Here is a 13,361-nt window from a genome sequence, read left to right on the forward strand (position 1 = left end):
AACCCCTAATGAACCAATCTATAATACCCGTTTTAAACTACCTCTGCCACATTCAGTCTATAACCCGTCCTTTGACGGGTTTTATAGTTAAGTACTAATTTACATGCCGACTGGATCGATCTTTCATCCACCCAACCCCAACCCCCAAGGGCCGGGATGCTGAATCCTGCGCCTTTTTTTCCCGTACTTGCGGGATGATTAAAAAGCTGATCAAGGCGTGTCCGCAACCGGAGCCCAACAGATCATAAAAAGCTGATCAGGGATCAAAAAGCGCCTGGTAGCCAATTCCCACTTGCGGGACCATCCGCTGTCAACGGCGACAATCCCTTACGTTCGGAACGAAATCCGCCAACCCATCCCAGGTGGAGGCAATCGCAGGATTCAGTATGTAATCCCACAACAATCAGGCGTTTTATTTGTAATTAAACCGTTGGCAAATAATGCTTAAATTGGGATAATTGATTCACTAAAACTTTTGCGCGTGATAGGCTACAACTTTTCAAAATTTAAACCGGGCGAGGGAGGCAAAAGCAAATTCGAAGAACTGCTGGATCTTTTCATGCAATTGCTGAGCTATACCAATGGCGATGTGGGCGAAGCCATGAACTGGATGAACCAGCTGGATAAGGAATACAATCTTACCAACGACGAATATGGCATGGGCGACTTCATCGATGAACTAAAGGAAAAAGGCTATTTAAAAGACAACACAGAAACAGGACAGATCAAGATCACACCAAAAACCGAACAGGGAATCCGGAAACGTTCACTGGAAGAAATTTTCGGAAAACTCAAGAAAACAAAATCCGGCGACCATCATAGTTTCAAACCCGGACAGGGCGATGAAATTAATCCTGAAACCAAACCTTTCCAGTTTGGTGATACCCTGGAACAAATTGATTTTACCACATCGATCCTGAATGCGCAGATCAATCATGGGATCGACAGTTTCATGATGAGCGAGGATGATCTGGCTATCAGGGAAACCGATTTCAAGGCCCAGACTTCAACCGTGCTGATGATTGATATTTCCCATTCAATGATTTTGTACGGGGAAGACAGGATTACACCGGCTAAAAAAGTGGCGATGGCGCTGAGCGAACTGATCACTACAAAATACCCGAAAGACACGATCGATATAGTGGTATTTGGCAATGATGCGTGGCCGGTCGAGATCAAGGATCTGCCTTACCTGGAAGTTGGCCCTTATCATACAAACACGGTGGCGGGACTGGAACTGGCTTTGGATCTGCTGCGTCGGCGTAAAAATCCAAACAAGCAGATTTTTATGATCACGGATGGTAAACCGACCTGCCTCAAAATTGGTAAGAAGTATTACAAGAACAGTTTTGGACTTGACAGGAAGATTACCAATCGTTGCCTGAACCTGGCAGCCCAATGTAAAAAACTAAAAATACCCATCACCACTTTTATGATCGCCACGGATCCTTATCTACAGCGGTTTGTGACCGAGTTCACCGAAACAAATAATGGTAAAGCATTTTTTGCCTCACTGGACAGGCTCGGTTCATTCATCTTCAAAGACTTCGAGAACGGAAAACGTAAAACAGTTTATTGATCAGATCGGTTTATTGATCAGATTGGTTTATTTATCAGATTGGTTTATTTACAAACGAACTTGCCCCTTATCTTAACAATCTCTGTACATGTTACTGCATGTGTTGCAGGAAATTTGTACGGTAACTTCCATACGGAAGCATAAAAAAGAATACAGGAAGAATGTAGAAGAATACAAGAACAAGACTAAAGAATAGAAAGAATAAAAGATTACAAATAATACAAAGCATAAAAAATCAAACAAAAGTATACAAAGTATACAAAAACATAAAATAGCATACAAAAGCATAAAATAGCTGAAGCCTGTTGCTGAAGCTGCCAAATAAAAAACCAACAATGGATATTAAGAAAATAAAGACACTAGGTGAACTAAAGAAACAAGGCTACAAACCAAAATCAGTCAAGGAAGAAATTCGCGACAACCTCATCAAAAAATTACAGGCAAAAGAAGCAACTTTCAGCAATATCATCGGCTATGAAGAAACTGTGATTCCGGATGTTGAACGTGCACTTTTATCAAAACATAATATCCTTTTTCTTGGTCTTCGTGGCCAGGCGAAAACACGTATGGCCCGCCAGATGACCATGCTGCTGGATGAATATGTACCGGTAATCGAGGGCAGTGATATCAACGATGACCCTTTCCATCCCATCAGCCGCTTCGCACGCGACCTGTTAGCCGAAAAAGGTGATGACACTCCTATCCACTGGTTGCATCATTCAGAACGTTATGGTGAAAAACTCGCTACTCCTGATGTTAGTGTTGCTGATTTGATCGGTGATATCGATCCGATCAAAGCCGCTAATCTGAAACTGAATTTCGGCGATGAAAGGGTTATACATTATGGCATAATTCCGCGTAGTAACCGTGGCATATTTGTAATCAATGAAATTCCGGATTTACAGGCACGTATACAGGTTGCCCTCTTTAATATCCTGGAAGAAGGTGATGTACAGATCCGTGGTTTCAAGTTGCGTATGCCGCTTGATATCATGTTCGTGTTCACGGCTAACCCGGAAGACTACACGAATCGCGGTTCCATCGTTACTCCTTTAAAGGATCGTATCGAAAGCCAGATTCTCACACACTATCCTAAAACAATCGATACCGCCTTAAGCATCACTGAACAGGAAGCCGATATACCGGAAGTTCAATCATCCAGGGTGACGATCAGCGACCTGATTAAGCGTACTATCGAACAGATCTCTTTTGAAGCCCGGGGTAGTGAATATGTCGATAAGAAAAGTGGTGTTTCTGCACGTCTGAGTATTTCAGCTTATGAAAATGCGGTAAGTTCTGCGGAGCGCCGTGCTATTATTAATAACGAAAAGGAAACCCAGGTCTGGATCAGTGATCTGTCAGGCATTATTCCTTCCATCACTGGTAAGATTGAACTGGTTTATGAAGGCGAACAGGAAGGTCCTTACCAGGTTGCAACAAATCTTTTAGATAAAGCCATGCGCACACAATTCTCGGCTTATTTCCCTAACCCGGATTCTTTCAAGAAAAAAAGAAATCCAAAATTACCGCAGGAAGAAAATCCTTATAAACCCGTGCAGAACTGGTTTGATAAAGGCAATGCGCTGAACCTGTTTTTGAATACAAAGGACCAGGAGAAGATCCAGCAGCTTTACAAGGTCGATGGCCTGCATTCGCTGGTCAAGAAATATTATAAGACAGCCAACGAAAAAGAAGCTGCTTTACTGATGGAATTTGTGTTGCATGGCCTGGCCTCTTATTCATTAATCAGCAAAAAAATTGTTGATAATAAGATCGAATTTAAGGACCTGATGGGATCCATGCTGAACATGAGCAGTGGTGCCGGCCAGGCAGATGATGATTTCGAGAACGATGATTTTAATTAACGATGATTTAAATTAATAAACACAATCTCAGATTCAGGTAAGCAATTAATTTTTCAGTTATCCATTACTATTCTGTTATCCATTACCGCTAGTAACTACAATCTTTGATGAATAATAATCTTTAATAAAAAGACCCCGGAATTGCCGGGGTCTTTTTATCCTATCAACCTGCATCCTCTTTTTTTATTCCGGGTCTGCCCAGGAAGCAACACCTCTACCTACTCTCAATGGAGCAGGAAAGCCTACCATGGTTTTTTTACGTGATCTGACAGGGAAGCCCCTGCCTGGATCCCAGAACTTTGATATTGAAGGCAGTCCATTTCTTAATGATGAATTCGAATCTGGCCGGGTAGTATTTACAAACGGGAAAATGAGCAACGACTTGTATTTACAATTCAATATGCTTAATAACAAGTTGTTATTTAAGCGTGACGATATGGTTCTGGAATTCGTAGATAGTATCACGGATTTTTATTTGCAGCATAAAGAAAATAATACACTGGGCCTTGTTTTCAGAAGTAATTTTCCGCCAATAGACAGGAACACCAGGGCTACTTTTTACGAATTGCTAGTTGACGGTAAAATTGTATTGTTAAAATACAGGTACAAAACTGTCACTGGATATAGAGAGTATAGTACCGCAAATAAAAAACGTTACGTGGAAGGATCTCAATTATATGCTGCACTTCCCGGCAATAGAATCACCAGGATAAAAAGAGACCGAAATTTTTTGATGAAGGCAATGCCTGATTATGCGGAGAAAATTATGACATTGACAAATGATCTCAGGTTAAGAAATGATGAGTCCCTGATTACCCTGTTTCAAGAGTTAAATAAATGAGTGAAGAAGAATTATTGCATTCTCAAACTTTTTACCGGGTTGGCCAAAGCTGCCCGAATCGCCTGGAAGCTAATGGTGACCATGGTAATCATCAAAGCACCCAAAATAGAAACGGCAAATATCCACCAGGAGATATCTGTGCGGTAATTGTAATTCTCCAGCCATCCACTTAAAAAATACATAGCCAAAGGCACGGCAATAATGCAAGAGATGGTGACAAGCAGCACAAACTCCTTTGAAAGCAATTTCCATAACGTAAATATGGATGCACCCAATACCTTCCTCACTCCTATCTCCCTGGTTCTTTGTTCTGCAACAAAAGAGGCCAGCCCATAAAGTCCAAGGCATGAAATGAAAATAGCCAACACTGCAAAAATTGTTGTGAGATTACCCACTCTTTCTTCTTCTGAAAACTTCTCCCCATATTCCTGGTCGGTAAATTTGTACTCGAAAGGACTTGCGGGGTTATACTTTTTGAAAATGGATTCAATTTTTGCAAGGGCCAGCTGCATATTCATTTCCGGGTTGATCTTAACACAAACCAGGTGAACCCAACCTGGCTGCAGGTGAAATATGGTCGGAACAACAGGATCAAATGGTGAATTCATGACCATATCACGCACTACACCAACAATTACCTGGTTTTTATTCACCAGTTTAAATATTTTGCCCACCGGATCCTTTATTCCTGTCACTTTCACCGCGGCTTCATTTAATATAAGCGCGCCCGTATCATTAAAATTCCTGGAGAAATCACGGCCCTCAACGATCTTCCAACCTATGGTTTTGCCAAAATCATGTGTTACTGCAATGGTTCCAAATAGCGGATCGAGGTCAGCGGGCCGGCCGGGCCAGTCCATCCCGCTGTTATTAAAAAAAATCTGCGTTGGTGCGCTGTTCGATTCTGCCATCTCGATCGCTCCTCCACTTGCAATAAGATCAGCTCTCAGGGCATCATAATGAGCATAGATTTCAGGAGTGTTCATCTTTATGCTGATCAGGTGATCGCGTTCGTACCCAACCGGCCGGCTCTTTGCAAACTTTACTTGCCGGTAAACAACGATGGTTCCAATGATCAAAACAATTGATACAGTGAACTGCAATACAACAAGCACCTTGCGTGGAATAGCGGCGAATCTGGCGGTAATCATATTTCCTTTTAAAACCCTGATCGGCCGAAACGAAGAAAGATAAAACGCCGGGTAGCTTCCTGCCACCAGGCTTACAATACAGGTGAAGCCGATTGTAATAAGCCAGAATACAGGATTATTCCAGGGCATGGTCATTGCCTTATCCGATAACCGGTTAAAAAATGGCAATGAGCTATGAACCAGTACTACGGCGACAACGGTAGCAAAAAATGACATAACCATCGACTCGCAGAGAAACTGCACCGCCAGTTCCAGCCTGCCTGAACCAATTGTTTTCCGTATCCCGACTTCCTTTGCACGTTTTTCACTTCGGGCGGTGCTGAGGTTCATAAAATTGATACAGGCAAGCAACAAAACAAATAAACCAATGGTACCGAATAACATCACATATTGAATTCTGCCGCCTGCCTGCTGGCCATTTTCAAATTTGCTGTATAAGTGCCAGCTGTCCATCGGGTGTAACATCAACAATTCATTGCTCTGCACATATCCATGATCCTGTGTGATCATTTTTATTTTGGCGCTGGTTTTTTCGATATCTATGTTCTCGTTCAACTCCACGATAATCTCGCAACCATGATTGCTCCATGCATCCGTTTGTGTGTTCCACCAGTTCTGTTTGTTGAACCAGGGTAACAAATAAGCCGTTTCAAAAAAAGTCGTGTTTTTGGGAAGATCCTCATAAACCCCGCCGACTTTGAGTTCACCGCGGTTATCAATTTTTACAACCTGGCCGATAGGATCTTCATCAGCAAACAGCGTTTTCGCCATAGATTTGGAAAGAAGCATGGTTGACGGATCCCTGAACGAAACACCACTGCCTTTAACCATATTCAGGGTGAGCATATCCGTTATATCCGGCCCTGCCCACATTCCCGAAGCCGAGATACGTTTTTCGCCGACGGCGAGTATATTGGTATTTTTTGAAATAAGCGATAGTCTTTTTAGATCGGAGCTATATTTAGTCCGCAGTTCATTTTCAAGCGGCACTACAGTTGTTGAATGGGAGCTTGTTTCACCGTTAAAAGTTTGGGTAGCAATAATCCGTGCGAGTCGTTCTTTGTTTTTGAAATAATCATCATATGATACTTCGTCCCAGATCCAGAGGCCTATCAATAATGCGACTGCCATACCGGTAGACAGCCCGATGATATTAATGGCTGAATAGATCTTGCTTTTCTGCACGTTTCTCCAGGCAATTAAAATGTAGCTTTTAATCATAGCCGAAATGATTGGTTGAGTTGATTGGTTCGTTCAAATTGATTCGTTCAATTGGTTCGTTCAAATTGGTTTGTTCAAATTGATTTGTTCAAATTGATTCGTGTAATTGATTAGTCAAATTGATTCGTGTAATTGATTAGTCCAATTGATTCGTTCAACTTGATTCCTTCAACTGGTTCGTTCAATTGAATAATATTAGAATTTTTCAATTGCAATGCCAATAATGCAAAATGATGTTTTTCAGCCCCTTAGATTCAGTGGCGGAAACCAACTGTTCATTTTTGATGCAACAGACTGACCGGTTTGATCTATCAATTACCTGTACAATTTAAATATCCCGTTCGGGAAGAGACAGGATTGAAGGCGATGCTGGCTATCCGAACATTTCTCTGCTGCCTCCGGGGTTTAACCAGGGTAACAGGGTAACAAGGGTTTGACAAGCGTTTGACCAGCGTTTGACCAGCGTTTTTGTATTATGAAATGATTACCCGAGGGTTCGTGACTACTGTCTTTCCATGTTTTTTAAGAATGACCGCCATTTCAGTCATTACAGCCAGACTTTGACTGCAATCGCGGTCATTTTTAAAACTTCGATTTGAAGGAGACATGAGAGGCAATCAAAAAATTTCGAAGGAAACATAGGGCAACCGATTTCGTCTTTCGGGAAGGGCCGCAATGCGAATGCAGGTACCTGCAACTTTTAACCCAGGAAAATTTCTGTTGATGACGTCTATATCTTTTTCTGGCTGAGCTCCATCATTTCTGACTGAGTCCCAGCATTTCTGGCTGAGTCCCAGCATTTCTGGCTGAGCTCCATCATTAATGCAGATTCCTGAACTTTTATCCCAGGGTTGATTTCTCTAAATTCTAAATGAGGTTAACCTCTCTCTCTAACTGAACACCAAACTTTTTCTTGACAGAATGCGCGATTTCAATGCCAAGCGCATTTATCTCTGATCCCCTGGCGTTACCATAATTTACCAATACCAGCGCCTGTTGTGCATGACAGCCCGCATCGCCCTTGCGATAGCCCTTCCAGCCGCATTGTTCGATCAGCCAGCCTGCGGCAAGTTTCATTGAGCCGTCTTCCAGCGGATAGGCAACAATGTCTGGAAATTTAGCACCGAGTTTTTCATAAACGCCTTCGCTTACGGTGGGATTTTTGAAAAAACTTCCGGCATTGCCTATCACCCGTGGATCCGGCAATTTTGATGTCCTGATATTTATTACAGCCTGGGATATGGCTTGTATTGAAAGATCCTTCACACGCATTCTCTCGAGTTCCTGCGAGATGGCTCCATAAGAAATCCTGTAATCATGTTTTTTATTCATGCGGTAGGTGACATTCAGGATCACAAAACGATCCTTAAATTTCCGTTTGAAAACACTTTCACGATAACCAAATTCGCAATCGTTTACCGAGAACATAAAAGCTTTTCCCGATTGGAGATCAAAAGCTTCGAGTTCATCAAAAATTTCCCGGAGTTCCGCGCCATAAGCCCCGATATTCTGCATGGGGGAAGCACCAACATTGCCTGGTATCAATGAAAGATTTTCTGCGCCCCCAAGATTATTCTCAAGGCAGAACAATACAAAGTGATGCCAATTCTCCCCCGCCCCGACTTTTATATAAACATGGTTTGAATCTTCTTTGATGATGTCCATGCCCCGGATTTCATTTTTCAGCACCATTCTGTTTAGCTTGCCCGTAAGCAATATATTAGAACCACCACCAAGTATTATAGGCGGGAACTTTGAAACCTCGCTGAGCTTTTTATAGTGGGCTAGCAGCTTTTCCAGTTCGAATTCATCCCTGAATGATGCAAAATATCTTGCAGTTTCAGCGATGCCGAAGGTATTTAGATCCCGCAGTGGGTAATTTTCATGAACTTGCATAGAGTACAAAAATAAAAAATTATGTCCGGACAAACCGCGGTAGTCATCGGCTCTACAGGAATGATTGGAGATCTTGTTGTTAAACAGCTGATCGATGATCCCACCTTTACTCATGTCAGGCTGCTGGTTCGTCGCCCTATTCTTTTTCATGAATCAAAGATCGAAGTTAAGCTAGTTAACTTTGAAGACCCGGCTGACATGGATCAGCAAATGGGCAGCGGCGATTGTATTTTTTGTTGCGTGGGAACTACCCAATCGAAAGTGAAGGGAGATAAAAATGCTTACCGCAAGGTTGACTTCGATATCCCTGTCAATTCAGCAAAAACGGGTCTTAAAAATGGCTTCAGCAAATTCCTGCTGGTTTCGGCTGTTGGTGCAAATCACGATTCAGGAAACTTTTACCTGAAACTGAAAGGAGAAACAGAAGAGGCACTGAAAAAAATCAATTTTCCTTCACTGCATATTTTTCAACCTTCATTATTGCTCGGCGAAAGAAACGAATCCCGGATAACTGAAAAGATAGCCCAGGTATTGATGCCTGCTTTTTCGTTTATGCTTGCCGGAAAACTGAAAAAATACAAACCGGTCAAAGCGATGAATGTTGCCCGGGCTATGGTCAATGCAGCCAAATCAGAAAAAAAAGGAATCCAGGTATATCAATATGCTGAAATTGAAGCTTTGGCCCAAAACCATTAGCTAAGGAAGATTAGAGGCTAAGATTTTGCTGACAATGAATAGCGGACCATGAGAAAGAAAGAATGATTAGCGGGATAGCTTATTTCCGGGTTTTTCAAAATGACCGCGATTTCAGTCATTTTGACCAGACTTTGACTGAAATAGCGGTCATTTTGAAAAGATCGATTTAAAGAGGTATGGCAGATTTAAAGAGGTATGGCAAGCCTTCAAAGTTCCTCTAAAGAAAAAACTCAAAGAGTTCGTGGCAGTAGCAAATCATGTTGAACAAGCATCATGGTTGTGAATGAAAATCCTGAGATGATGAGTAAAATAATGGAAAGAGAAATTTTGATATGACAGAAAAAATATTAGAGAGAGATATCTTAATACGACAGAAAAAAATAATAGAAGGAGAATTCTTGATACAATGGAAAAACTATAGATAGAAGTAGAATTCTTGATACGATGGAAAAACTAATAGATAGAAGGAGAATTCTTGATAAGATGGAAAAACTAATAGATAGAAGGAGAATTCTTGATACGATGGAAAAATTAATAGATAGAAGAAGAATTCCTGATACGACAGAAAAAAATAATAGAAGGAGAATTCATGATATGATAGAAAAATAATCCAGGGAGGAAACTCTGATGTGAAAAAATCAAATCGTAAAAACAGCGGATGTCCTTATTTCACAACAATCAAACCGCATCTACATCTGCGATGATTACTACATTTTTATAATTCTTATCATTGTGCATAACGGCAACCTGGTCATGAATAGCAGCTTTGCAACGGGAGTTAAGCGCAGTGTCTTTCGGAAGTTTAAAAAGCAACTCCATCAGGTACTGGTTTCTGACACGGTTCACAACAGGTTCCGCAGGTCCGATCATATAAGATCCAAACTCATCTTTTAAGGCACTGGCAAAAATTTTTGCAGCTGCAGCAACGACATCTTTTGACTTATGCTTCAATGTCAATTGAATGATCCTCGCAAAAGGCGGATAAAAAAACTGCTTCCGGCTATGAATTTCGTTTTCATAAAAAAGCCCGTAATCATGCGCAGCCACATAGGCCAACACCGGGTGGCCCGTTTGCGCTACCTGTATCATCACCTTACCCTCACCATCTTTTCTGCCTGCACGCCCGCTTACCTGCTCCATCAACTGAAATGCCCGCTCATTCACCCTGAAATCGGCAAAACTTAATAAACTATCAGCATCCAATATGCCCACCAGGTTAACATTTTCGAAGTCAAGCCCTTTCACCACCATCTGAGTCCCGATCAACACATCAATCCGATGCTGCTCAAATTGCTGTATTAAATTATCATGCGCCATCTTACCCCGAACACTATCAATGTCCATCCTTGCTATACGTGCTTTTGGTATCAGCTCTTCCAACTTCTCCTCAATTTTTTCTGTACCGAAATTCTGCTGGATAAACTGGTCGCTCCCACAAGCCTCACAACGATGCACCAGCGGATATACCGTGCCACAATAATGACAATGTAATTTATTCGTGTTCTTATGAAAGCTGAGACTCACATCGCAATACCGGCAATGCGGAATCACTCCACATGCCTTACAAACCTGGTATGGCGAATAACCACGCCGGTTCTGAAACAAAATCACCTGCTTACCCCTCTCAATAGAATCTTCTATGGCAGCCTGCATAGGCTGACTCACCATGATCTTTTCATTGCCGACCTTGAACTGCTTTTTTATATCAATCAACTCAATACCCGGTAACTTTACACCGCCATAACGCTCATCCAATACAGAAAAACCGTACTTGCCGGACTGCGCATTAAAATAACTTTCCACCGAAGGCGTGGCACTACCCAGTAACACCTTCGCCTTAAAAAGAGAAGCATAAAAAATCGCTGCATCACGCGCATTGTATCTTGGTGCCGGATCCTGCTGTTTATAAGAACCATCATGCTCTTCGTCGACAATCACAAGGCCAAGATCAGTAAAGGGAAGGAACAAACCAGAACGTGCCGCCAATACTACTTTCAGCTCGCCGTTTTTAACCTTATTCCAGATCTCCACCCTTTCATTCTGACTAAACTTACTATGGTAAATACCAATATATCCACCAAAATGTTTTTGCAATCTTCGTATGATCTGCGACGTTAGTGCGATCTCAGGCAACAGGAATAACACCTGTTTGCCCTGCCTGATATATTGCTCAATTAATTTTATATAAACAAGTGTCTTCCCGCTGGAAGTAATTCCATGTAAAAGGCAAACGGATTTTTCTTCAAAAGATTTACTAATGACTTCCAGCGATATTTCCTGTTTCGGTGTCAGCTGAAAATCGATCTGTATATCTCGCGGCAAATACCGGATCCGGTCGATATGCCTTTTTTCTATCCACAGTATGTTTTTCTCGATCAGTCCTTTGAGTTGAGCATCCGAAGCATTGCTTTTTTTAAGCAAGCCTGATTTTGTAACCTCGCCTTCAGTTCTTTGCAGATGAAGATATCCAAGCAACAACTCCATCTGTTTTGGCGCCCTCGACCAATTGTTCAGCAGATCTGCCAGTTTATCTTCCGAGTCATATACCGAATGAAGTATTACATAGGTTTCTTTTTTGGGAGAATAGGTTTCCTTCAGCGATTCCCAAACAAAACAAACTTTTTTCTCAATCAGCTTTTTTATAACCGGGTAAACTTTGGGCGATTCGAGCAGTTGCTGAACATCGGTGATCTTTAGTTCTTTTTTAACGTTTAACACCTCCGCTACAACAAATTCATCCTGCTCCAGCATGGCAAAATCTTCCCCATGTTCTTCATTAAATACAAGAATGCTTTCACTACTCAATTTAAAATGTGCCGGCAAAGCCGCTGCCATTACTTCGCCTTCACTACACATATAATATCGCGCGATCCATTTCCAAAGCGCCAGCTGTTCAGAAAAAATGATTGGTTCCACATCCAGCACATTCAGCATATCCTTTACTTCGAAAGAAGGATTTTCATGATGCAGGCGTTTAACTATGCCAGCGTATTTTTTATTCTTTCCAAGCACCACTTCCACCCTGCAGCCGGGCAATACCTGTTGCTCCAGTTCAGCCGGAACTGACCAGGTATAATTTTTTGGCAAAGCCAATGGTATGATGATTTCTGCAAACATGTTTGTAAATGGTGACTGGCAGGCTTTGCCTTGCACAAGTCAACCGGCAATATACATTCGAATTCGCTTAACTGAACAGTATTTAACCCGCTTTGATAAGGTTTTCAGCCTTGATCCATGAAGCTTTATACTGTATCAATTTTTGCTCCATGATTGTAAACACCTGTTCTTTCAAAAAGTTGAGGTCCTGAGAATGGAGACCGGCTGTAGGTATTTCCTCCAGGAACACGGCCCTTGATCTGCCCGGCGAAATAAGTAATGCACTTTTATAGTTCATCCGATCATAAGCATCAAGAAAAAGTACCGGCTTGATAGGCGTCTGCATTTCGATGGCGACCCTGAAAGCCCCATCAAAAAATGTTTTCAGAGGTGCCCCGGTCTCGTTAAAAGTTCCTTCGGGAAAAATGAATATCGAGATTTGTTTTTTCAATACTGACTTCAATATCCTAACACTTTTTGACCTGGCTTCGGTATTGGAACGATCGACCGTAACCACTGCGTTGCGATATATAAATCCAAAAAATGGAATCTTCCCCGTTTCTGCTTTTGCAAGTATCCTTAATCGTTGGCGGATAGCTTTGCAGATAATGGGCGCATCTATATAAGAAATATGGTTGGTAACAAAGATGTAAGGTTTATGTTTATCATGCGGCGACTCATAATAATTTTTGTGACGGATCCCGATAAAAAAAAACCACAGATCGGCCCATAATGTGCAGAGTAGATAGATAGTATTCCCTCCTTTTATTCTCCCAAAAAATGAAGCGACTACCACGAATGGCAAAATCAGGAACATGGTCAGAATAAATATAATCAGCGCATAGACCGCATATATGTAACGTGAGAATTTTATGACAATGGTCAAGAGAGATATGAGTTATGAGTTATGAATTATGAAATTAGTTATGAATTGTGAATTATGAAAGACAAATTAAGAGAGTTATAAGTTATGAATTATGAAAGTTAGTTCAAAAGAGTTATGTTATGAGTCAATT

At 41.6% G+C, this 13,361-nt stretch carries 9 protein-coding genes; 5 read left to right on the forward strand and 4 right to left on the reverse strand.

The window, feature by feature from the left end:
- Positions 1 to 481 precede the first annotated feature (481 nt).
- The 3 genes from VK664_RS27340 (at position 482) to VK664_RS27350 (ending at position 4,285) form a co-directional block, all read left to right on the forward strand.
- The gene (locus tag VK664_RS27340; RefSeq protein ID WP_461401910.1) at positions 482 to 1,579 is read left to right on the forward strand and encodes a vWA domain-containing protein; all 1,098 of its coding nucleotides are present in this window, start codon (positions 482 to 484) and stop codon (positions 1,577 to 1,579) included.
- Between the two features lie 335 nt (positions 1,580 to 1,914).
- Positions 1,915 to 3,444, forward strand: a complete 1,530-nt coding sequence (locus tag VK664_RS27345; protein WP_461401911.1) for a sigma 54-interacting transcriptional regulator — start codon at positions 1,915 to 1,917, stop codon at positions 3,442 to 3,444.
- Between the two features lie 247 nt (positions 3,445 to 3,691).
- A complete protein-coding gene (locus VK664_RS27350; RefSeq protein WP_461401912.1) occupies positions 3,692 to 4,285 on the forward strand; it encodes a hypothetical protein in 594 nt (197 codons plus the stop codon).
- 11 nt (positions 4,286 to 4,296) lie between these two features.
- On the opposite strand, the gene VK664_RS27355 is transcribed toward VK664_RS27350, so the two are convergent.
- Both VK664_RS27355 and murB read right to left on the reverse strand, forming a co-directional pair.
- A complete protein-coding gene (locus VK664_RS27355) occupies positions 4,297 to 6,657 on the reverse strand; it encodes an ABC transporter permease (RefSeq protein WP_461401913.1) in 2,361 nt (786 codons plus the stop codon).
- 867 nt (positions 6,658 to 7,524) lie between these two features.
- Complete coding sequence (murB, locus tag VK664_RS27360; protein ID WP_461401914.1) at positions 7,525 to 8,553, reverse strand: UDP-N-acetylmuramate dehydrogenase; 1,029 nt, start codon at positions 8,551 to 8,553, stop codon at positions 7,525 to 7,527.
- Positions 8,554 to 8,574: 21 nt separating this feature from the next.
- Between murB and VK664_RS27365 the strand changes: the two genes are divergently transcribed.
- Positions 8,575 to 9,249 (forward strand): NAD(P)H-binding protein, encoded by a 675-nt coding sequence (locus VK664_RS27365; RefSeq protein ID WP_461401915.1) that lies wholly within the window; start codon positions 8,575 to 8,577, stop codon positions 9,247 to 9,249.
- Positions 9,250 to 9,693: 444 nt separating this feature from the next.
- Positions 9,694 to 9,858 carry a hypothetical protein gene (locus VK664_RS27370; RefSeq protein ID WP_461401916.1) on the forward strand — a complete coding sequence of 55 codons (165 nt, stop codon included), beginning with the start codon at positions 9,694 to 9,696 and terminating at the stop codon, positions 9,856 to 9,858.
- Positions 9,859 to 9,927: 69 nt separating this feature from the next.
- On the opposite strand, the gene priA is transcribed toward VK664_RS27370, so the two are convergent.
- Positions 9,928 to 12,366: a replication restart helicase PriA gene (gene priA / locus VK664_RS27375; protein ID WP_461401917.1), complete on the reverse strand. Its 2,439-nt coding sequence runs from the start codon at positions 12,364 to 12,366 to the stop codon at positions 9,928 to 9,930.
- A gap of 82 nt (positions 12,367 to 12,448) precedes the next feature.
- On the reverse strand, positions 12,449 to 13,231 hold the full coding sequence (locus VK664_RS27380; protein ID WP_461401918.1) for a lysophospholipid acyltransferase family protein: 783 nt from the start codon (positions 13,229 to 13,231) through the stop codon (positions 12,449 to 12,451).
- Positions 13,232 to 13,361: the final 130 nt, after the last annotated feature.

Source organism: Flavitalea sp. (assembly GCF_035489435.1).
GTDB lineage: Bacteria > Bacteroidota > Bacteroidia > Chitinophagales > Chitinophagaceae > DATHKG01.

What these genes read in the sequence shown, in the direction of transcription:
- VK664_RS27345 (WP_461401911.1), top strand. Translation starts at nt 1,915, where the DNA reads ATGGATATTAAGAAAATAAAGACACTAGGTGAACTAAAGAAACAAGGC.
- murB (WP_461401914.1), bottom strand. Translation starts at nt 8,553, where the DNA reads ATGCAAGTTCATGAAAATTACCCACTGCGGGATCTAAATACCTTCGGC.
- VK664_RS27350 (WP_461401912.1), top strand. Translation starts at nt 3,692, where the DNA reads ATGGTTTTTTTACGTGATCTGACAGGGAAGCCCCTGCCTGGATCCCAG.
- VK664_RS27355 (WP_461401913.1), bottom strand. Translation starts at nt 6,657, where the DNA reads ATGATTAAAAGCTACATTTTAATTGCCTGGAGAAACGTGCAGAAAAGC.
- VK664_RS27370 (WP_461401916.1), top strand. Translation starts at nt 9,694, where the DNA reads ATGGAAAAACTAATAGATAGAAGGAGAATTCTTGATAAGATGGAAAAA.
- priA (WP_461401917.1), bottom strand. Translation starts at nt 12,366, where the DNA reads ATGTTTGCAGAAATCATCATACCATTGGCTTTGCCAAAAAATTATACC.
- VK664_RS27365 (WP_461401915.1), top strand. Translation starts at nt 8,575, where the DNA reads ATGTCCGGACAAACCGCGGTAGTCATCGGCTCTACAGGAATGATTGGA.